Here is a 20,462-nt window from a genome sequence, read left to right as displayed (position 1 = left end):
ACAACCGCCAGGGGCGGCCATCGCCGAAGCCGACCTTGCAAGGAAGGGCACCTTGCTATGCAAAAAGCGATAACAAGGGGCCCTTCCTTGCAGCCAGGCACGTCCGCTCAGGTGGCGGTTGCCGTCTCGGGTTCGAGGCTTCCTGGCTTGCCTGGCTCGTAGGTGAATACGCGGGTCTGTACCCAGCCGGGCCGGCGGCCGGGGCGGATGCGGGAGGTTTTCACGGGCCGGTCGACCATGATGCCTGAGGGCATGACGTACCGGCCGTCGTAGAAGCGCATGACGTAGCGGTATCTGTCCTCACCGGTGAGTGTGTGGTACTCGGGTGGTGGCGCGTGCCGTCCGCGGTGCTCGTAGCGGATGAGCGGGATCAGGAACCACAGGAGGAAGAACTCGTTCATGGCGATGAAGACGGTGGCCAGCAGCACGGCGGTGGACCGGTTGCCGGCGAGGATGAGTGCGAGGCCGTAGCTGCCGGTGACGAGCATCGCTGTCGCGAGCAGCCACAGGTACCAGCGGACCCAGGTGCGTTCGGTGCGTTTGCCGGTCTTGCGGGAGGACACGAACTCGCGTCGTACCTTGAACAGGCCGGCCATGCCCATGGTCATGCCGGGGTGGTTGGCGTACAGGTATGCCTCGTTGTGGATGAAGTGCATGGCGCCGCGGCTGTAGATCCAGCCCAGTGCGGCGGAGTAGGCGGAGAAGCCCAGTGAGACCACGATGAACCAGGCGACGTTGATGTGGATCGGCACGGCGAAGGTGAGCAGGCACAGCATGGGGGCGAAGGTGAACGCGGCGCGCAGCGGGCCCTGGGCGTGGGTGATGATCGAGTTGAAGTAGTTGATCCGCTGCATGAGTGTCAGGCCGGGGATCCGCAGTGGCGAGTCGGGGGAGCGGAAGCCGATGGTCGCGGCTCCTGCGGCCCAGCGGCGGCGCTGGGTGTAGAACTCCTTGAAGCTGGGTGCTTCCATCCCGTAGGCGACGGGCTCGTTGGTGTAGACGCTGCTCCAGCCCTTGGCGTGGATGCGCAGTGAGGTGTGGATGTCCTCGGTGACGGTGCCGGTGGCGAACCCGCCGATGCTGTCGAGCGCCGCGCGGCGCATGACCGCGCAGCTGCCGACGAAGCACGCCGCGTTCCAGCGGTTCTTGCTCGGCTGGATCACCTGGTAGAACATCGTCTGCTCGCTCCAGCCGGCGCGGATGTGCCGGAAGGTGCGGAACACGAACGATTCGTGGTTGTAGTAGGTCTGCGGGCCTTGCACGAACGCCACGGTCGGGTCGTCGAACCAGCCCATGACCCGTTGCAGGATCTCCGGCCGGACGATGTAGTCGGCGTCCAGGTGCAGCAGGAACGGTGCGTCGCTGTAAGCCAGTCCGGTGTTGAGGTTGCCGGCCTTGGCGTGCTCGTTGGAGCCGCGGGGCAGGTAGCGTACGCGCAGGCGTTCGCAGACGGCGCGTACCTCCGGTCGCTCGAAGTTGGCCAGCACGATCACCTCACGGATGCCGTGCACCTTGAGCGCGGCGATCACCGTGCATTCGATGACGTCAGGCGGTTCGAGGTGGGTCGGGATGAGGCAGTCGACGACCCATCTGGTCAGGTTGGTCGGCCGGTGGATCGGCATGTGGATCTGCTGGGCGGTGCCCAGGAACAACGCAGCGAGCATGATCGCGAACAGCTCGGATGCCAGCAGCAGCGGACCGGACCAGTTGGCCCAGTTGGTGGCGTAGATGCGCCACGGCACGTAGGGGACGGCGATAGCGACCCATGCCCAGAACAGCCAGGGCATCCACCACGGCTCGGGCAGCCGCTCATACTCGACCCGGTACGACGCCTCGCTCTCGGCGGTAGCCATGGCGGTCATCGCTGGACCTCCGCGTGCCGCGACGACAGGCGCAGGACGGCCTTGTCGCAGGTGTATGCCTCGGCGTAGCGGGTGCGGCACTCCATGCCGCGCAGCCGGGCCAGGCCCAGGAACACCTCGTCGTCGAACCTTTGCTTCTGGGACGGGAAGGCGTGGTTGAGCAGTTCGACCTTGCGCCGGGCGGTGGACTCGTCCATCGGCAGGTAGAGGTTGCGGCGGCTGAGGTCGCCGTCGTACTTCGGGATCTCGTAGTGGAGGATGAGCGCGTCGCGAAAACAGGTCGGGGCCAGTTCGGCGATCAGCCGGTGGTCCTGATGCGCGTCGTCGCGTGCCGGTGCCAGCACCAGCACCGCCCCGTCCAGGCCACGTGCCGCGTCCTCGAGGATCTGCTTGACCTGCGAGGTGTGCGCGGGCAGGTGCCCGTCCGGCAGGTCGTGCAGCCAGTGGCTCACGGCGGCGTGTGCGAGGAAGCCTTCCGCGGCGACCTGCGCCTCGGCGTGCCGCTGCGGCGTTCCCGTACACACCACATACCGCACGGGCACGCCCGCGGGCAGGTTCAGCAGCAGGCCACCGGCGCCGATCTCGATGTCGTCGGGGTGCGCGCCGATCGCCACGACATGGCTGGCCTGCGCGAGCTCGAACGGTGTCATCGGGCCACCGCCGCGGGCTCGAGCTGCGACTCCCACACCATCCACGGACGTCGGCCCTGCCGGTAGGCGTGGTCGAGTTCGATGCGGTCCTTGGCCGTGTCGACGCCGCGGAAGAACCCGTGGTGCCGGTGGGCGAGCACCCTGCCGTGGGCCGCGAGCCGGTTGAGCGCGTGCGGCACCAGGTCCTGCCCGGGCCGCAACTCGTCGAAGATCTGCTGCCGCATGATGAAGTACCCTCCGTTCTCCCAGTGATGCAGTACCCCGGCGTCGTCGACGCGCGAGACCATGCCGTCTGGACCCATCTGGATGACGTGATGCGACGACGAGGGCCGGACCGCCAGCAGGCCGACCGCCGCGTCGCTGCGGCGAAAGCCCTCCACCATGGCCGAAAGCGGTGCGTCGGTGAGCGTGTCGGCGTAGTTGGCCAGGAACACGTCCTCGCCGCGGACGTGCTCGGCTACCTGCATCAGGCGCTCGCCGATGCTGGCCTGCAGCCCGGTGTCGACCATGGTGATGTGCCAGCTTCGCCCGCCTGCGCGGCCGAAGTAGTCGGTGAGCTCGTCGGCTCCGTGGCCGAGGCACAGAATGAAATCGGTATGCCCGTAGTGCGCGTAGTAGCGCATCACATGCCATAGCAGCGGCCTGCCGCCGATCGTCACCATGGGCTTGGGCACGACCATGCCGTCGCCGCGCATGCGCAGACCTTGGCCGCCGCAGAAGAGCACCACTTTCATCGAGCCGCTCACCGGCGCTCCCCGATGCCGACCGTGTCCCGCGTGAGCAGGTCGGACAGGCGAGCCGCCACGCGCGCGGCGAGCACGTGGATGCGTGCCACGTTCTTCAACGACCAGATGTGGTCGTCGCCCTGGCTGGTGCCGGCCAGCAGCGGCCCCATGACGAACAGGCCCGGCGCGGCCTGCAGGTGCTCGTCGACGACGAGCCCTCGCCCGCTGCGGTTCGGCCGAGCCAGGCCGCCCGCCACCATGTCACGCACCAGCGGGTTGATGGTCTGCCCCACGTCGGCGAACCCGCGGCAGTCGAACACCGCCGCCGCCGTCAGCCTGGCCCCGTCGGACAGGCGCACGGCCAGCTCACCGGAGGGCGCCGGGTCGATGCCCGCCACCCGAGCGCGGACGAGCCTCAGCCGCCCCGACGCGGCCAGCCGGGCGGCCGCGGACGCGTACGGTGGGGACGTGTGGCGCATCAAGCGTTGGTAGTCCGCGTAGTCGACGTCGACGAAGCGGCGTTTCTGCGCCGGGGTCAGGAGCCGGAACGAGGCGGTGAACTCGGCGGCCACGGCGCGTTCGACGTCGACGATCGCGTATTCCTGTGTCCGGCTACGTTCCACGTCGGCCCGCAGTGCGCCGACCAGCCGCGCCGACGTGAGCTCACCAGCACCGTCACGCCGAAGCCGCACCAGCGACCGGCAGGTGAACGGGGCGTCCGGGCCGGTGGGCTGCCCGTCGGGCAGGCGACCGGTCGTCGACACCACCATCACCTCGTCCAGCACTTGCGCCACCGCCGGACTTGCCGCGACAACAGCGATCACCTCAGACGCCGCCGCCGCCGAACCGAGCACCACCACCCGGCGGCAGCCGACCGGGCGCCCGGCCAGCAACCGCGCCATGTCCACATCACTGTCGGGCAGGCCGCAGGCGCGTCCGTGCGTGTAGTAGCCCGGATGGGCGGCCACCCCTGGCGGTGCCGCGGTGTCCAGACAACCCGGCGCCAACACGATGAGGTCAGCTGTCAGGGGCTCGGCGATGCCCGACACGGCCACCCGGAAACCGTGCCCGGCGGTAGGTAGCACGGACCGTGCCTCGCCCTTCACGACGTGCACCACTACCCCGCAGGCGGCCAGCCGGCGCGCGGTGCGCGCGAACCGGTCCCGCATGAAGTCGCCGAACACCCGACGCGGCAGGAAGAGGTGCCCGAACCGACCGAGGTCCAGGTCCGTACGGTGCTCGTGCAACCAGGCGGTGAACCCGATCCCCGTGGCGTCGATCGTGGCGACGCTGTCGTTGAGCAGCAACGTCTGCGCAATCCCGGTCCCGAACGCGTCGCCGCCCCCGGTCTCGCCCATCCGGTCGACCAAGGTCACCTCGACGGCCGTGGTACGCCCAGGCGGCGCGGCGGCCAGCTGCTCGGCGAGGTGTGCCAGAACAGAAACCCCGACGGCCCCCCGCCGATGATGACCAGACGCGTCCGGAGCCGATGGCGCTCGTAGCCCGACTCCCCAGGCACCGTCGACCCGTGCGCCATTCTGACGCCGCCACCATTCCGATCACGTTGTGGAAACGCTCCCAGCGAGCCACCACGCTAATATAGATCGCTCTCCCTGTATCGATGGTCTCAACCAGTGGGCGACCTCTTCGACCCCTTTCCGGGAGCCCTCTACGTCCAGGCCACACCCAGCCGGCGTGCCATGATCACTGCGGACGGCAATCAGGCAGAAACTCGGCGGAAAAGCTTCGACCCCAGGATTTTGGTGTGGTCAACATCCGTCTCGGTCCGCCGGCGAACTCGTGGGCGGTCTCGACCAACCACGTCGACCTGCGCCGACCGGTGCCACCGTCGCGCGTCGTCACCCTGGTCGCGCGCCCGCAGCGAATCACCGTGGACCTGGCCCGGTGTGCGCTGGTCGTGGTCGACATGCAGAACGACTTCTGCCATCCGGACGGCTGGCTCGCCGCGATCGGCGTGGACATCGCGCCGGCCCGCCGCCCGATCGCCCCGCTGCGCCGGCTGCTTTCCTGGTGGCGCTCCGGCGGGTCGGCGGTCATCTGGTTGAACTGGGGCAACCGCCCGGACCGGGCCAACCTGCCGCCCGGCGTGCTGCACGTCTACGACCCCGACGGCTCCGGCGGCGGCATCGGCGACGTGGTGCGGCCCGGCGGCAGCCCGACGCTCCAGGCGGGGAGCTGGTCGGCCGCCGTCGTCGACGAACTCAAGCCCGAGCCGAGCGACGTGTACGTGGACAAGTACCGGATGAGCGGGTTCTTCGACACACCGCTGGATTCGGTGCTGCGCAACCTCGCGGTCACGACGATCTTCTTTGCCGGGGTCAACTCGGACCAGTGCGTGCTCGCGACGCTGACCGACGCCGCCTGCATCGGGTACGACGTGGTGCTCCTGGACGACTGCGCGGCGACCACCTCGCCGGCCTACTGCCACGACGCGACGGTCTACAACGTGGCGCAGTGCTTCGGCTTCGTGTCCACATCGGACGCGTTGATGGGAGGTGCGTGATGGAGCCGGTGGTGATCGATGCCGCGGCGCTGGAGTTCCACCACATTACGCCCGGCGACACCGTACGGCTGGCCGTGCTCGCCGGGCCGGAGGTGTCGCCGGTGACGGTGATCCTTGAGGCGTGGGACCCGGGTGGCGCGCAACCACCCAACAGCCATCCACAGTCGACGGAGGTGTTCGTCTTCCTGCGCGGGCAGGGTCTGGCGGTCTGCGACGACGTCGAGGTGGGTGTGCGCGCGGGCGACACCATTGTGCTGCCGGCCGGGTCGGTGCACCACATACGCAACGTGGGCACCGGGCGGATGTACTCCCTCACGCTGATGTGCCCGGACGACGGCTTCGCGGCGCTGGTCCGCCGCGGGCCGGTCGCACCGGTCGACGAGGAGGACCGGGCGGTGCTCGCGAACATGCCGCCGAGCCTGCCGGTGTCCGTGGAGCCGCGCGCCGCATGACGGACTGGTTCGCGGTCGAACCGATCGCCCCGCGCACCTGGCTGATCGCCGAGCCGGGGCACGTCAACTGCTTCCTCGTCGAGGGCGACGACCGCGCGGTACTGGTGGACACGGGGCTGGGGATCGGCGACATCGGTTCGGCCGTCGCCGCGGTCACGGACCGGCCGGTGCTCGCGGTCAACACACACAGCCACTCCGATCACCGGGGCGGCAACAGGTTCTTCACCGACGTTGCGGCGCATCCGTCCGCTTTGGACACGCTGGCGCAGGAGGTGCCACCGGCTCAGCTGCGCGACTACCTCGCCGTCGCGCGGGAGCAGTTGCGCGCGTACGACCGGATGCGCGCCGACGACCGCCGGTTCTTCCACCTCTTCACGCGTACGACCGAGCCCCGGCCGCTGCCGCCGGACGCCGACGAGTGGCGGGTACCCGGTGGGCCGGCCGCGCGTCCGCTGGCCGACCGGGAGCGGATCGACCTCGGCGGCCGGGAGCTGACCGTCCTGTACACGCCCGGGCACTCCCCGGACTCGGTGTGCCTGCTCGACGAGGGCAGCGGCCTGTTCTTCGCCGGTGACACGCTCATCACCGGCGACTTCTGGGCGCACACGCCGGACACCGACCTGGCCGCGTTCGCCGGCACCCTGCGCTGGCTGGCCGACGACGTGGCCGGGGCGGTGTCGCACGTCTTTCCCGCGCACACGCTGCGGTACCGGGTCGGGCCGGACTTCCTGCGCCGCGCCGCGGACGGGTTCGCCGACGTGGTGTCCGGGCGTTCCGTCGGAGAGCCCGGCGCCGACCTGCTCGGGCGGTCGGTGTTGCGTCACGAGTTCGGCGACTTCACCGTGCTACGACCTGTGTCATGAGTGATTCCGTCTGGCGCCTCCATGGCGCCCCCTCGCCCCGCCCACCGGCACCGGGCCGCTCGACGGCCTGCGCCTGGCCGTCAAGGACCTCTTCGCCGTGGCCGGGCACGCGGTCGGAGCCGGCAATCCCACCTGGCTCGCATCGGCGCCGCCGTCCGAAGTGGACGCCACCGCCGTGGCCCGGCTGCGGGCCGCCGGTGCGAGCGTCGTCGGCCTGGCGCAGACCGACGAGCTGGCCTTCTCGCTCTCCGGCACGAACATTCACTATGGAACGCCACCGAACCCGGCCGCTCCCGACCGGGTGACGGGCGGCTCCAGCAGCGGCCCGGCCGCCGCGGTGGCGCTCGGCGAGGCCGACGTCGGCCTGGGCACGGACACTGGCGGGTCGATCCGGGTGCCGGCCTCGTGCTGCGGACTCTTCGGCATCCGGCCCACGCACGGGGCGGTGCCGTCGGACGGCGTACTCGGTCTGGCTCCGTCCTTCGACACGGTCGGCTGGCTGACGCGGGATGCCGCGACGCTGCGTACCGTGGGATCGGTTTTGTTGCCGGCGAAGCCGGTGGTCCCGGCGCGGCGGGTGGTGGCGGTGCCGGAGGTGGCGCCGGACGCGCGCCGCGCCGCGGCCACCTGGGGCGCGGAGGTCGAGGTCGCCGAGCTTGGCTGGGAGGAGCGGCTGCCGGCGTTGCTGGCGGCGTTCCGGCAGGTGCAGGCCGCGGAGGCGTGGCGGCTGCACGGTGCGTGGATCCGGGCCCACCCCGGCGCGCTCGCCGACGACGTCGAGGCCCGTTTCCGGTACGGCGACAGCGTCACCGCGGCCGACGAGCTGCGTGCCCGGGCGCTGCTGCGGGACTGGCGTGCCGAGGTGGGCGAGTGGCTGTCCGGGGCGTGGCTGGCGCTCCCCGCGGCCGGCGGTCCGGGGCACCCACGCGCGGTGACCGTGGCGGACAAGGACGCCTGGCGGGTGGCGACGCTGCGCCGCACCGTGCTGGCCAGCGCGTGCGGCCTGCCCAGCGCTGTGCTGCCGCTCAGGACCGCGCAGGGCCCGCAGGGCCTCGCCGTCGTCGGTGCGGCCGGCGACGATCATGGTCTGCTCGAGGCGTTGGCGAGGGCGGCGTGAGCGTGGAGCGGCTCGGCGCGACGATCCGGCGGCGGCGCCGCGACCTCGGCCTCACCCTGGTCGACGTCGCCGCCCGCGCCGGCCTCAGCCACCCGTTCCTGAGTCAGGTGGAGCGCGGGCTGGCCCAGCCGAGCATGCGCTCGCTGACCGCGCTCGCCGCGGCCCTGGAGACGACCGCGCAGGCGCTGCTCGCGCTGTCCGGGACCGCGCCGGTGAGCCTGGTGCGCGGCGGCACCCCACTGCCCAAGCTGGACATCGCCGGCGGCAAGGTCCGCTCGCTGGTCCAGGGCGAACGGGCGATGCTGCCGCTGGAGTTCACCGGTGCGCCGGCCGAGTTCGAGGAGTACTACGTGCACGACGGCGAGGAGTTCCTCTACGTCGTGGACGGCACGATCGAGGTGGACGTCGAAGGGGAGCTGAGCCACCTGTCCGGCGGCGACAGCCTGTACTACGCGGGTGGGCTGCGGCACCGCTGGCGTCAGGTGGACACCGGCCCGGTGAAGGTGGTTCTGGTACAGCACAACGTGCTACGCGACCGAAACGCGGGCGACACCGCGGCGGGGTAGATGTTGATGAGGTCAACATCGAGGTGGTGCCATGCGGGTAGGAATCTTCTTGTTCGGCGGGGTCGAGATGCCCGACGCGGGGCTCGGCGGCCCGCATCCCCTGGACCGCCGCTACGACCAACAGGCCATCCTGCACGCCCACCGCGAGCTGCTGGAGTGCGGCGTGCTCGCCGAGCAGCTCGGGTACGACAGCTTCTGGCTCACCGAGCACCACTTCCAGTACGAGGGGTACGAGGTGGTGCCCAACGGCCTGATGTTCTCGGCGTTCCTGGCGGCGCGGACCAGACGCCTGCGCATCGGCACGATGTTCAATGTGGTCGGTCAGTGGCATCCGCTGCGGCTGGCCGAAGACTTCGCGCTGCTGCACAACCTGAGTGGTGGCCGGGGAATTCTCGGCGTGGGCCGCGGCACGGTGCCGCGCGAGATGTTGCCGCTCACCAGCGGGCGGGTCTCGGTGGGCAGCCACGACAACCCGGACGCCGCGGCCGCTGATCGGCAAAACCGGCAGCTCACCGCCGAGTGCCTCGACGTGCTGGAGTTGGCGCTCGGGCAGGAGACGTTCAGCTACCGGGGCGAGCATTTCCAGCTGCCACCGCCGGGCATCCCGGACCGCGGCACCGACGTCAGCGAGCTGACGCTCGTCCCCCGGCCGGTCTACCCGTACGAGACGTGGCAGGCGGTCACCAGCCCGCCGACGCTGCGCGAGGTGCCCCGGCGCGGGCTGGGCGGCGTGTTCTGGCTCAAGGAGCGCGACCGGCTCCGCGCGGACTGGGAGGAGTTCGGGGCCCAGTTCGCCGCGCACCACGGCCGGTCCCTGGCGCCGGGGCAGAAGCGGATGCTCGTGCTCAACGTTTCCGTCGGCGATACCAGGGCGGAGGCGGTCGCGGCCGCTCGCGACGGGCACGACGAGTTCTGGAAGTTTCTCGGCCCGTACGGCTGGGGCCGCGGCTACGCCGGCCCGGACGGCGCACCGGCGCCGGCCGGCTTCGTGCCCACCCTGGAGGAGTCGATGGCGCAGGGCGTCTGGGCGGTGGGCACCCCGCAGGACGTCGCCACCGAGATCGACCGGTACCGTGCCGAGCTCGGCCTCACCGACCTGGTGCTCTTTCCGGCGCTGCCCGGGGACTCGTTCGCCCGTACCCGGGAGCAGATGACCCGCCTGGCGCAGGAGGTGCTGAAGCTGTGAGCGCCCGGGCGTTCGTGGAGCTCAGCGCGCCCGCCGTCCAGGGGCTCTCGCCGGACGCGGTCGCGGTACTGCCGGTCGGGTCGATCGAGCAGCACGGGCCGCACCTGCCACTGGTCACCGACCTGGTGATCGCGCAGACGCTGGCCCGCGACGCGGTGGCGGCGTACGGCGACCGGTACGACCTGTGGCTGCTGCCGCCGCTGGCGTACTCGAAGTCCAACGAGCACGCCGGCACGCCGGGCACCCTGTGGCTGTCCGCCGCCACACTCACCGCCGTCCTCGACGACCTGGGCCGCAGCCTCGCCGCCACCCCGGTACGCCGCCTGGTGTTCCTCAATGGACACGGCGGCAACAGCGCGCTGCTCCAGGTATGCGCGCGCGACCTGCGGCTGGCGTACGGACTGCGAACGTTCGTCATGCACCCGTCGGTCCCGCCGGACCAGGGGGGCGCGTCCACCGCCGAGGAACTGGGGATGGGCATCCACGGTGGGATCGGCGAGACCTCCGTGCTGCTGCACCTGCGGCCGGACCTCGTCGACATGGCCAAGGCCCGGCGCAACGTGCCGGAGCACCTGGCCGGGTTCCGGCACGTGCGGTTCGGCGGGCCGGTGGCGTTCGGGTGGCTCAGCGGCGACTTCGGCACGGACGGCACCATCGGCGACCCCACGCTGGCCACGGCCGAGCACGGCAGGCGCCACTACGAGGCGATGCTCGCCACCGCGGGCGAGGCCCTGGGCGAGATCGCCCGCTTCGACCCCAGCCCGCCGGCCTAGCTCGCCGGGTCGGGGCGGGGGAGCTTGCCCGGGTTCAGTAGGCCGTCGGGGTCGAACACCGCGGCGGCCCTGCGCACCTGGTCCAGCCGGTTGTGGTGCAGCACCCAGGTGTGCGGGTCGTTCACCGCGACGTCGACCGTGGCGAGCCGGGCCATCGTGTCGTACAGGGCGTCGGTGCCCTCGAAGCGGCAGAAGAGCATGCCCGCCCAGTCCGGCCCGTGTGCGGTGCGGAAGCCCTCCAGGTGCACCAGCGACGACGGCGCCACCCGGGCCACGTCGCCGCGGCGCCGAGTCAACCCGTCGCCCATGCACTGCAGGTGGGTCAGCTCCGGGCGGAGCTTGCGAACCCGGTGCGTCACGTGGTTGAACGACAGCGATGTGAGCAGCGCGGGGCCCTTCGGGCGTACCGCGGTGACCGTGCCGCCGTGGCGCGCGACGACCGCCTCGACGTGCGGGACGCTCGGCTCGGCGACGATGCCGCGCAGGCTGAAGTTGAAGGCCGGCATGGCCGGGTCGGCGGGGCGGTACGTGGCGACGACGCCCGGCTCGTCGAGGGAGAGCAGGCGCGGGGTCGGCGCCAATACGAAGAGCTCCTCGCCGGCGCCGACCGCGTCGTCGAGGCGGCCGAACGCGGCGAACACGGCCGTCCACGGCTGGGCCGGACGCAGCGCCACGGTCGCGACCGCGATGACTCCGCTGGTGCCGAACGCGTGCGCCATCGCCGTGTTCTCCGGGTACGGCACCGGCAGCAGGCGTGGCTCGTCGGCGCAGGCCGCCACCATGAGCTGGAGCAGGTAGCCGTCCCAGATCGCGCCGTTGGCCAGCGAGCCGGTGCCACCGGCCCCACCGGCGATGAAGCCACCGATCGTGCTGCCCACAGTGGACGGCATGATGGCCAGTTCCTGGCCGGTGGCGCGGGCGGCCTTCTCCATCGCGACGAACGTGGCGCCGGCCTCGGCGGTGATGGCCCCGTCCGCGACGGACAGGATCCGGTCCGCCCGGCTGGTGTCCAGCACCAGGCCGCCGTACAAGGGGATGCCCTGCCCGTAGTTGCCGGTGCCCTGGCCGCGCGGGGTGACGGGCACCCGGTGCCGGTGGGCGATCGCGACGGCCAGCGCGATCCCGTCCGCGTCCGGTGGACGTACCACGATGTCCGCGACGCCGGCGGGCAGCAGCGGCGACAGGACCGGGCTCATGTGGGCCCAGTCGGTGGAGGCGGTCAGGCGGGTGGTCTCGTCCCGCCAGACCGCCGCGGCGCCGAACGCGGACGTCAGGTCGGCGGCCAGGGTGTCCAGGACCGCCGGCTCGATGGGCCGGCGGTCCGTCGGAAGAGCCGATCGCGCCACTACTTCAGCCCGATGGACGGGTCGATGAACTCGTTGGTGACGATGTCGGACGGTTTGAGGCCGGCCTTCATCTCCTTGTTCTGCGCGGTGAAGATCGGCCCGGTGATCTCGATCAGGTGTTGCACCCGGGCGTCGTCGAAGTTGCCGATGGCGCTGTCCTTGCCGTTGCCGACGATGCCGAGCTCCTTCATCGTCCGCACCGAGTAGTCGGCCACCCCCTTGGTGTACGTCCAGCCGTTGTTGTACTCCTCGACCAGCTTCAGGATCAACGCGTTGGTCTCGTCCGGCGCGCCGAGAAAGTCGACATAGGACTGTTGCAGGATGGGCACGAGCTTCTTCAGGCAGGGCGTCAGCTTCTGCAGATCGCCGGCCCGTACGCCGAGCATGTTCTGGTAGAAGTCGAAGCCGGCGTCGGCGATGAGCTGGTAGGTCACCTTCTTCTTCCAGGCGGTGACCTCGTTCTCGTAGATGTACGGCTCGGCGGTGGCGAAGCCCTGCTGGGCGAACTCGCCGCCGGAGGCCACGAAGTTCGCCGGGGCGCCGTCGTAGGAGCCGTCGACCTGGCTCTTCTTGAGCGTGCCGTTGCCGGTCAGGTAGTCCATGTAGACCGCGCCCTGGAAGTAGAGCACCTTGGTGTCGGTCTTGCCGATGTCGGCGATGCTCCTCCAGTCCGGGTGCTTGTCCGGCGACCACATGATGATCTGCGGGCTCTTCTCGAGGCCGGCGAAGACGCCGATCGTCGGCTGCGTCTTGGACAGGGCGATCGCCTCGTCGCTGGCGTTGTAGCCGAGCGTGATGGAGGGGTCGGCGTACATCTGGGCGCTGACCTGCTGGAAGCCGATCGCCGGGCCGCCCGCTCGGATCTCGATCCGCACGCCGGTGTCGACGCCGCCGTGCGCGACCAGAGTCCCGGTAACACGCTTCTTGTCAGCGTCGATGCTCGGGTTGGGCCCCACGAGTTCGTACGTGCCGCCGTGCTCGCTCTCCGGGTTCCAGTCGGTCTGTACGACCACCGTGGACGGACACACGTCGGCCAGGTAGGTGGCGCTGCCGGGCGCCGCGGCGGAGGCCAGCGGGGCGGACGCGTCGGCCTCCTCGTCGTCCCCGCCGCAGCCGGCGAGGACGAGGGCGACCGCCAAGCCGGCCACGCCGGCGGTAAGACGATAGGACATATATACCTCCAGTGACGTCAGTGACCGCGGCCGGCGTGGTACCAGCGGCCGACAACCCGCCGGCCCAGCCAGCCGAAGAACAGAAACACCGCGATGCCCAGCAGGCTGGACAGGATGATGGCGGCGAACATCCGCTCGGACTGCAGCCGCGAGCGGTACAGGTCGATGAGGATGCCGAGGCCGGGGTCCCCTTGTTTGAAGAAGAAGTCGCCGACGATCGCGCCGATGACCGACAGCCCGGCCGAGATCCGGAAGCCGGCGAACATGGCCGGCAGGCTGGCCGGGATCAGCAGCTTGCGCAGCCGGGTCAGCCGGTTCGCCCCGTGCAGGGTGAACAGGTCGTGCAGTCCCGCCTCGGCGGCCTGCAGGCCGAAGAGGGTGTTGGCGATGATGGGGAACAGCGCGATGAGCACGCACACCACCACCCGGCCGTCCATGCCGAAGCCCATCCAGAAGCCGATGAGCGGCACCAGCGCGAGGATCGGGATGGTCTGCAGCACCACCGCCCAGGGGTACAGCGACAGTTCCAGCCAGCGCGCCTGGCTCATCAGGAGCGCGACGGCGACCCCCAGCGCCATCGCGATGCCCAGGCCCAGCAGCGCGACCTCGGTGGTCAGGCGTAGCCCGCCGAGCAGGTCGGTCAGGTTGCGCTCGTCCAGGAAGCCGACCTTGACCACCTCGTGCGGCGCCGGCAGCAGGAACCGGCGGGTGGGGTCGAGGACGGCGTACGTGATGACGTACCAGAAGCCGATGAAGAGCGCGAACACCCCGACCGGGGGAAGGATCCGGGTGGACGCGGTCACGACGCATCTCGCAGGTGGGCGGAGACCTCGCCACACAGCGCCGCGAACTCCGCGGTGAACCGCAGCGACGGCCGCCTCGGGTAGTCGAACGGCACCGCCACCTCCGCCTGTACCCGCCCCGGGCGGCCGGTCATCACCAGCACCCGGGAGGACAGGAAGACGGCCTCCAGCACCGAGTGTGTGATGAACAGGGCGGCGAAGCCCCGGGCCGTGAACAGCTGCAGCAGCTCGTCGTTGAGCCGTTCCCGGGTGATCTCGTCGAGCGCGCCGAACGGCTCGTCGAAGAGGAAGACGTCCGGCTGGAGCGTGAGCGAGCGGGCCAGCGACGCCCGCATCCGCATGCCGCCGGACAACTCGTGCGGCAGGTGCTTCTCGAAGCCGACCAGGCCGACCAGCTCGATAGCCTCGGTGGCCCGCCGGCGCCGCTCCGCCTTGTCGATGCCGTGCAGCTCGGCGAGAAGCTCCACGTTGGACCGTACCGAGCGCCACGGCAGTAGGGTCGGATCCTGGAAGACGTACCCGAGGTTGGTGGCGCGGACCTCGACCGCGCCGCAGGTGGCCTGGTCGAGGCCGCTGGCGATGCGCAGGAGCGTGCTCTTTCCGCAGCCGGACGGGCCGACCACGGAGACGAACTCGCCCGCGGCGACCGCGAAGCGGGCGTCGGTGAGCGCCTGCGTGCCATCCGCGAACGTCTTGCCGACGTCGTCGAACACGAGTGCGGTCATGTGTCCTCCGAAAGGGACAGTTCGCGGCTGACCGTGGTCCGGGCGACGAGTCGCCCGGCACGCCATACCCGCCGCTGCTGGTCGGCAGCGGCCAGCGCGTCCAGGAGGTTGGCGCCGCGCAGCGCCACGAGGTCGGCCGGCATACCCGGGGCGATCGCCACCGCCGGCAGCCGCAGCGCCGTACGGGCCTCGGCGGTGACCGTCGCCAAGGCGTCCACTGTGTCCAGATGGCCGGCGGTCACCATGAGCGCGGCGACCTCCAGCGGATCGCCACGGCCCATCGGATGGAACGGGTCGCGCAGGTTGTCGCCGCCGGCCGCCACGGTGGCCCTGGCCCGGCGCAGCGCGTGCACCGCGGTCAGGCCGCGCGGCGTCGCCACCGGTTGCCGGCGGCCCTGCAGGAAGAGGTTCGTCTGGGGCAGGGCCACCACCGCGACGCCCGCCTCGGAGACCTTGTCGGCGACCGCGCGCTGCACTTCGTCCGGCTGCACGCCGAGGCTCACGCAGTGGCTGGCCGTCACGCCGTGCGGGAAACCGGTGCGCAGCACCAGATCCGCGAGCACCGGCAGGGTCAGCATGGCCGGGTCGAGCGTCTCGTCGGTGTGCAGGTCGAGCGGCGCCCCCGCGGCACCGGCGATGTCCAGGCAGATGCCGACCGCGCGGTCCGGATCCGGGTCCAGGTGCGGGCAGCCGCCGGCGACGTCCGCCCCCTCGCGCAGCGCCTGGCGCAGGTCGGCGCCGCCCGGCCCGTCCAGGGCCGGCCGACCAGGGCCACCACCTGCACGTCGACGGTGCCGGCCCAGCGTTCGCGCACGTCGGCGAGTGCGGCCACCGCCCGCATGCCGGTCGAGGTGCCCACGTCCACGTGGGTGCGCACGGCCGTCGTACCGTGCGCGAGCATGACCCGCAGCGCGGCGTCCGCGCGGGCGGCGATGTCCGCGGTGCTGAAGGACCCGGCCGCCGCGGCCATCGCCTCGATGGCGCCGCGCAGGTCGCCGGCGGGATTGGGTACGCGGGCCGCGGTGAGCGCCTTGTCGAGGTGCGCGTGCGGCTCCACGAAGGACGGTAGCAGGACATAGCCGTCAAGATCACCGGTCGTGGTCGCGGGTGGGTCGCGCACCACGTCGGTGATCCGGCCGGCCTCGATGTGGACGTCCGCCGGCGTGCCGTCCGCCAGTCGGGCACCGCGTAGCCAGGTCCCGATGTTCACCACACCAACAATGTGGTTGGCGCACGTGCTCGCCGGGGTTTCGCCCGGGTGACGCGTCCGTTTCGGTGGTCCCGCCGCGCTGGGTTGTGCGGTCGCCCGGCTGGAATTGGTAGGAGCTATCGGCTCAGCCGTGTGCGCGCGGAGCCGGCTCCGGTGCGCGGGCGGTGACCAGCAGCAGGTGCGCGCCGCGGCCGCGCCCGGCCCGCCAGCGGTGCGGCACCGTGCCGGTGTGCCAGAGCGAGTCGCCCGCCTGCAACCGCTCGGACCGGCCCGAAGCGAACTCGACGGTCAGCGCGCCCTCGGTCAGGTGCACGAAGTCCTCGCCCGGATGCTCGAACCAGCCGCCGGTGGGCTGGCCCGGCGCGATGACGAACCGGCGCACCTCCAGCAGCCGCCCGGGCGCGCCGGCCAGCAGCCAGTTGGGCGCGACACCGGGCGATTCGTCGACCGCGCTCGGGACGCCGCCGCCGGCCCGGGTCACGGTGATGTCGCCGTCGTCAGCGGGCGGCAGCAGCTCCGACGGCGCCAGGCCGAGGGCGCCGGCCAGCTTGTACAGTGTCGCCACGCTCGGCATCGACCGTCCATTCTCGATGTTCGACAGGAACGGCTGGGACAGGTCGGCCTTGGCGGCGAGCACCCGCATCGACAGGCCGGCCCGGCGCCGGGCCTGCTGCACGGACCGGCCGACGGCGACGGCGACGTCAGTACCGAGGCGAACCCCGCCCTGCCCGTCGATGTGCTCCTGAGCGTCTTCCACCGGTCCATCTTGGCGGCCGGCGTCGATAGCTGCCAGCAATCGCGATTTTCCCGGCCGAAACAAGCCGCACACGCTCACGTGACCGGCCACTCCTACCGTCTCGGCTCAACACCGATCGAGGAGCCGCGCCGATGACCCGTACCCGCATAGCCTTTGCCGCGTCGCTCGCCGCCGCCCTCCTCGCGACGGCGGCCTGCGGCGACGCAGGCAAGAAGGAGACGGCGTCCGCGGACGCCACCGCCGCCGCGAAACCCAAGCTGGCCATTGTCTACAGCCCGCAGTTCAAGGACGGCTCGTGGGGTGAGGCCGCCCTGACCGGCGCGCAGAAGCTGAAGGCCGACGGGGTCATCTCCGACTTCGTGGCGCAGGAGAACGTGCCGCCGGGGGCGGACGCCGAGCGGGCGCTGCGCGACCTCGCGGAGAAGGGCTACAACCCGATCATCGCGCACTCGTTCAACTACGGCGACGACGTCAAGAAGGTGGCCAAGGACTTCCCGAAGACGATTTTCGCGTACGCCGGCGGCTTCGGCGACGTGAAGGACAACGTCGCCGACTACTCCCAGCCGTTCTGGGAGGCGACCTACCTGGAGGGCATCCTCGGCGCGGGCGCGACCGGCAGCGGCAAGGTGGCCGGCGCGGGCGGCTTCGACATCCCGGTGTGCCGCGCGATGTACAACGCCTACCTGGCCGGCGCCAAGCTGGTCCGGCCGGCGACGACGGGCTCCTTCGTGGCGGTCGGCGACTGGGTCGACGTGCAGAAGGCGAAGGAGGCCGCGCTGTCCCAGGCCGACCAGGGTGCCACGATGTTCGTCGGGTGCGGGCAGGGCCCGACCTTCGGGCAGATCGAGGCGGCGAAGGAGCGCAAGGCGGTCGCCGCGGGCTACGTCGGCGACATGTCCGGGCTCGCCGACTCGGTGCTGGTGTCGTTCACCTGGAACCTGGACAAGACGTTCGGGCAGATGGTCGCGGACGTCGCCGCCGGCAAGGTGAACCCCACGCGGTACTACGAGGTGGGCATGAAGGACGGCGGGATGGATGTCGTCATCAACCCGGCCTGGCAGAGCAAGATTCCGGCGGCGGTGATGACGACGTACGAGCAGAAGCTGGCCGACGTCAAGAGCGGGGCGTTCACCGTGCCGTTCGCCGGGAAGTGAGCCCGCCCGCCGCCGTCTCGATGACCGGCGTCGCCCGTGCCTTCGGCTCGACCGTGGCGCTGTCCTCAGTGGACTTCGAGGTGGCGCCGGGCGAGGTGCATGCGCTGCTCGGCGAGAACGGCGCCGGCAAGACCACGCTGGTGCGCATCCTGGCCGGTCTCGACCGCCCGGACGCCGGCTCGGTGAGCGTGTACGGCCAGCCGGTACGGCGGTTCGCGGCGCGTGACCTGCGCGGCGCCGGCGTCGCCATGGTGCAGCAGCACTTCACGCTGGTGCCGACGCTGACCGCGGGGGAGAACCTGGCGCTGGCCCGGCCCGAGGGGCGGATCCGGCCGCGGGCCAAAGCCGCCCGGGAGCGCGTCGAGCGGCTGGCGGACCGGTACGGCCTCGCCATCCGCGCCGACGTGCCGGCCGGGCAGCTGTCGGTCGGTGAGCAGCAGCGCCTGGAGCTGATCCGCGCCCTCGACGCCGACGCCCGCCTGCTCATCCTCGACGAGCCCACCGCGGTCCTCGTCGACGCCGAAGCCGAACGGCTGCTGTCGGTCTGCCGCCGGTTGGCCGAGGAGGGCCGTGCGGTCGTCATCATCACGCACCGGCTCGGCGAGGTCTTCACCGGCTGCGACCGGGTCACCGTGCTGCGCCGGGGCCAGGTGGCGCTCGGCGGCACGCCGGTACGCGACCACGACCGCGCCGGCCTGGCCCGGTTGATGGTGGGCGCGTCGCCGGCCGACGCGCCACCGGCACCGCCCGCGACGCAACCGCCGATCCCGGCGCCGACCCGGGCGCGATCGCTGGAGCGGCTGCGCGTCGACGGGGTGTCGCGGGGGCGGCTGGACGGCTTCGACCTCGCGGTCGCGGGCGGCGAGATCGTCGGGATGGCCGGTGTCGACGGCAATGGCCAGGCCGACCTGGAGGCTCTGCTGGCCGGTCTCGCGGCAGCCACCGCGGGCACCCTCACCCTGGACGGCGAGCCGCTGCCGGTCGGCGACCCCCGGCGCCGGGTGCGGGCCGGCGTCGCGTACATCCCGTCCGACCGGTACCGGCACGCGCTCGCCGGCCCGATGTCGCTCGCGGACAACCTCGAACTCGGCCGTGGACACCGCGTTCGCCCCGCTCGCCGGCGCCGCGACCGCCTCCTCGCGCCCGTCCTGCGGCGCTGGGACGTGCGCACCGCCGGCCCGGCCGCACGGGCGTCCACATTGTCCGGCGGCAACGCGCAGAAGCTGGTCCTCGCGCGCGAGTTGGCCGGGGAGCCGCGGCTGGTCGTCGCGGCGTATCCGACTCGCGGGCTGGACCCGGACGCGGCGCGGATGATTTCGGAGCGGATCGTCAAGGCCGCCGCGGCGGGCGCCGCCGTGGTGTGGTTCGGCGCCGAACTGGACGAGCTGTTCGCGGTCGCCGACCGCATCGTGGTCCTGGCCACCGGGCACGCGGCGGGACCGTTCGAGCCGCCGTACGACCGGGCCGCCATCGGCCTCGCGATGGCCGGCGGGCATCGATGACCACGCTGTCCGTCGACCGCACGGTCGGGCGCCTGGTGGGCGCTGCGCGTCTGCGGCAGCGCCTCGCGGTGACGGTCGGCGTGCCCGCGCTCGCGGTACTGGCCGCGCTTTCGGTCGGCGCCGCGCTGATGGCGGTCGAGGGCGTGGCCGCCATGTCGGTGTACGGCGAGGTGCTGCGTGGCGTGTTCGTCCTCGACCATGGCCTCACCGACACCGCCGTCGCGGCCACCCCGCTGCTGCTGATCGGGTTGGGCCTGGCCGTGGCGTACCGGGCGAAGGTCTTCACGATCGGCGCCGAGGGCCAGTATCTGGTCGGCGCGGTCGCGGCCACCGCGTGGGCGACCGCGGCCGGGGTACGCGACTGGCCCGGCGCGCCGCTCGTCGTCACCTCGCTGCTCGTGGCGGTTCTGGCCGGCGGCGCCTGGGCGGCGGTGACCGCCGGGCTGAACTCCCGCTTCGGCGCCAGCGTGGTCATCACCAGCCTGCTGCTGAACTACGTCGCGACCGCGCTGCTCGCCTGGGCGGTGCGGGTCGGCATCCGCGATCCGGGCTCGTTCACCCCGCAGAGCCGCGAGATCGGTGCGGCCGCCCTGCCGGTGCTGCCCGGCCTCGACGTACACCTGGGGTTCCTACTGGCGGTGGCCACCGTGCCGCTGCTCGGCGCCGTGCTCGCGCGCACCCGTTTCGGTTTCCGGGTCGACGTGATGGGCGCGAACGCAGAGGTGCTCGGCGCCAACGAGGCGCGCCCGGCGCGGGTGACGCTCGCCGTGCTGCTGGTGTGCGGCGCGTTCGCCGGCGCGGCCGGCTACATCCAGGTGGCCGGCGTATCCGGGCGGCTGACGCCCGGGTTCGCTACCGGGTACGGCTTCACCGCGATCGTCGTGGCGCTGCTCGGCCGGCTGCGCCCGGTGGGCGTGCTCGTCGCCGCGCTGACCCTCTCCGCGCTCACCATCGGCTTCGACGTGGCCGAGCGCAGCTACGAGATCCGATCGTCCACCGTGGGCGTGATCCAGGCGCTCGTGGTGGTGTTCTTCGTGGCCGGTGACGCGCTCGCGCGGCGCTCGACGTGACAGGA

The 20,462-nt window shown here is 71.7% G+C and carries 20 protein-coding genes and 1 pseudogene; 10 read left to right on the top strand and 11 right to left on the bottom strand.

What is annotated here, in order from left to right:
* Positions 1-107: 107 nt before the first annotated feature.
* From Prum_RS04005 to Prum_RS03990, 4 genes and pseudogenes are all read right to left on the bottom strand, one after another.
* Positions 108-1,862 carry a glycosyltransferase family 2 protein gene (locus Prum_RS04005; protein WP_173074067.1) on the bottom strand — a complete coding sequence of 585 codons (1,755 nt, stop codon included), beginning with the start codon at positions 1,860-1,862 and terminating at the stop codon, positions 108-110.
* Positions 1,859-2,512 (bottom strand): PIG-L deacetylase family protein, encoded by a 654-nt coding sequence (locus Prum_RS04000; protein WP_173074065.1) that lies wholly within the window; start codon positions 2,510-2,512, stop codon positions 1,859-1,861. Before Prum_RS04000 ends, Prum_RS04005 begins: the two co-directional genes overlap by 4 nt.
* On the bottom strand, positions 2,509-3,258 hold the full coding sequence (locus tag Prum_RS03995; RefSeq protein ID WP_246277630.1) for an NTP transferase domain-containing protein: 750 nt from the start codon (positions 3,256-3,258) through the stop codon (positions 2,509-2,511). Before Prum_RS03995 ends, Prum_RS04000 begins: the two co-directional genes overlap by 4 nt.
* Positions 3,255-4,682, bottom strand: a pseudogene (locus Prum_RS03990) (FAD/NAD(P)-binding protein); the annotation flags it as partial. The pseudogene Prum_RS03990 and the gene Prum_RS03995, both read right to left, overlap by 4 nt.
* Before the next feature lie 320 nt (positions 4,683-5,002).
* Here Prum_RS03990 and Prum_RS03985 point away from each other — a divergent pair.
* From Prum_RS03985 to Prum_RS03960, 7 genes are read left to right on the top strand one after another with little or no spacing between them, the layout of a single operon-like run.
* Positions 5,003-5,761: a cysteine hydrolase family protein gene (locus Prum_RS03985; protein WP_218577005.1), complete on the top strand. Its 759-nt coding sequence runs from the start codon at positions 5,003-5,005 to the stop codon at positions 5,759-5,761.
* On the top strand, positions 5,761-6,213 hold the full coding sequence (locus Prum_RS03980; RefSeq protein WP_173074061.1) for a cupin domain-containing protein: 453 nt from the start codon (positions 5,761-5,763) through the stop codon (positions 6,211-6,213). Before Prum_RS03985 ends, Prum_RS03980 begins: the two co-directional genes overlap by 1 nt.
* Positions 6,210-7,076 (top strand): MBL fold metallo-hydrolase, encoded by an 867-nt coding sequence (locus Prum_RS03975; protein WP_173074060.1) that lies wholly within the window; start codon positions 6,210-6,212, stop codon positions 7,074-7,076. Before Prum_RS03980 ends, Prum_RS03975 begins: the two co-directional genes overlap by 4 nt.
* A gap of 10 nt (positions 7,077-7,086) precedes the next feature.
* On the top strand, positions 7,087-8,193 hold the full coding sequence (locus Prum_RS53550; RefSeq protein ID WP_218577684.1) for an amidase family protein: 1,107 nt from the start codon (positions 7,087-7,089) through the stop codon (positions 8,191-8,193).
* On the top strand, positions 8,190-8,759 hold the full coding sequence (locus Prum_RS49200; RefSeq protein ID WP_218577004.1) for a helix-turn-helix domain-containing protein: 570 nt from the start codon (positions 8,190-8,192) through the stop codon (positions 8,757-8,759). Before Prum_RS53550 ends, Prum_RS49200 begins: the two co-directional genes overlap by 4 nt.
* Positions 8,760-8,790: 31 nt before the next feature.
* The gene (locus tag Prum_RS03965; RefSeq protein WP_173074058.1) at positions 8,791-9,945 is read left to right on the top strand and encodes an LLM class flavin-dependent oxidoreductase; all 1,155 of its coding nucleotides are present in this window, start codon (positions 8,791-8,793) and stop codon (positions 9,943-9,945) included.
* Positions 9,942-10,718, top strand: a complete 777-nt coding sequence (locus Prum_RS03960; protein ID WP_173074056.1) for a creatininase family protein — start codon at positions 9,942-9,944, stop codon at positions 10,716-10,718. The genes Prum_RS03965 and Prum_RS03960 overlap by 4 nt, the downstream gene beginning before the upstream one ends.
* Here the strand turns inward: Prum_RS03960 and Prum_RS03955 are convergent.
* The 7 genes from Prum_RS03955 to Prum_RS03925 all read right to left on the bottom strand — a co-directional run bounded on the left by Prum_RS03955 (position 10,715) and on the right by Prum_RS03925 (position 16,731).
* Positions 10,715-12,064, bottom strand: a complete 1,350-nt coding sequence (locus Prum_RS03955; RefSeq protein WP_173074054.1) for an FAD-binding oxidoreductase — start codon at positions 12,062-12,064, stop codon at positions 10,715-10,717. The two genes, Prum_RS03960 and Prum_RS03955, sit on opposite strands and share 4 nt — an antisense overlap.
* On the bottom strand, positions 12,064-13,236 hold the full coding sequence (locus tag Prum_RS03950) for a substrate-binding domain-containing protein (protein WP_173074052.1): 1,173 nt from the start codon (positions 13,234-13,236) through the stop codon (positions 12,064-12,066). Before Prum_RS03950 ends, Prum_RS03955 begins: the two co-directional genes overlap by 1 nt.
* 17 nt (positions 13,237-13,253) lie before the next feature.
* Positions 13,254-14,039 (bottom strand): ABC transporter permease, encoded by a 786-nt coding sequence (locus Prum_RS03945; RefSeq protein ID WP_218577003.1) that lies wholly within the window; start codon positions 14,037-14,039, stop codon positions 13,254-13,256.
* A complete protein-coding gene (locus tag Prum_RS03940) occupies positions 14,036-14,764 on the bottom strand; it encodes an ABC transporter ATP-binding protein (RefSeq protein ID WP_173074048.1) in 729 nt (242 codons plus the stop codon). The genes Prum_RS03945 and Prum_RS03940 overlap by 4 nt, the downstream gene beginning before the upstream one ends.
* Positions 14,761-15,342 carry an amidohydrolase family protein gene (locus Prum_RS03935; protein ID WP_173074046.1) on the bottom strand — a complete coding sequence of 194 codons (582 nt, stop codon included), beginning with the start codon at positions 15,340-15,342 and terminating at the stop codon, positions 14,761-14,763. The genes Prum_RS03940 and Prum_RS03935 overlap by 4 nt, the downstream gene beginning before the upstream one ends.
* On the bottom strand, positions 15,336-15,974 hold the full coding sequence (locus tag Prum_RS03930; RefSeq protein WP_173074044.1) for an amidohydrolase family protein: 639 nt from the start codon (positions 15,972-15,974) through the stop codon (positions 15,336-15,338). Before Prum_RS03930 ends, Prum_RS03935 begins: the two co-directional genes overlap by 7 nt.
* Positions 15,975-16,098: 124 nt before the next feature.
* Complete coding sequence (locus tag Prum_RS03925) at positions 16,099-16,731, bottom strand: helix-turn-helix domain-containing protein (protein WP_173074042.1); 633 nt, start codon at positions 16,729-16,731, stop codon at positions 16,099-16,101.
* A gap of 131 nt (positions 16,732-16,862) precedes the next feature.
* Here Prum_RS03925 and Prum_RS03920 point away from each other — a divergent pair, with 131 nt between their 5' ends.
* From Prum_RS03920 to Prum_RS03910, 3 genes are read left to right on the top strand one after another with little or no spacing between them, the layout of a single operon-like run.
* On the top strand, positions 16,863-17,885 hold the full coding sequence (locus Prum_RS03920) for a BMP family protein (protein ID WP_173074040.1): 1,023 nt from the start codon (positions 16,863-16,865) through the stop codon (positions 17,883-17,885).
* Positions 17,882-19,387 (top strand): ABC transporter ATP-binding protein, encoded by a 1,506-nt coding sequence (locus Prum_RS03915; RefSeq protein ID WP_173074038.1) that lies wholly within the window; start codon positions 17,882-17,884, stop codon positions 19,385-19,387. Before Prum_RS03920 ends, Prum_RS03915 begins: the two co-directional genes overlap by 4 nt.
* Complete coding sequence (locus tag Prum_RS03910) at positions 19,384-20,457, top strand: ABC transporter permease (protein WP_173074036.1); 1,074 nt, start codon at positions 19,384-19,386, stop codon at positions 20,455-20,457. The genes Prum_RS03915 and Prum_RS03910 overlap by 4 nt, the downstream gene beginning before the upstream one ends.
* The last annotated feature ends 5 nt before the right edge of the window (positions 20,458-20,462 follow it).

Source organism: Phytohabitans rumicis (assembly GCF_011764445.1).
In the GTDB taxonomy this organism is placed as follows: domain Bacteria; phylum Actinomycetota; class Actinomycetes; order Mycobacteriales; family Micromonosporaceae; genus Phytohabitans; species Phytohabitans rumicis.
This window is presented reverse-complemented; position numbering and strand designations above follow the sequence as displayed.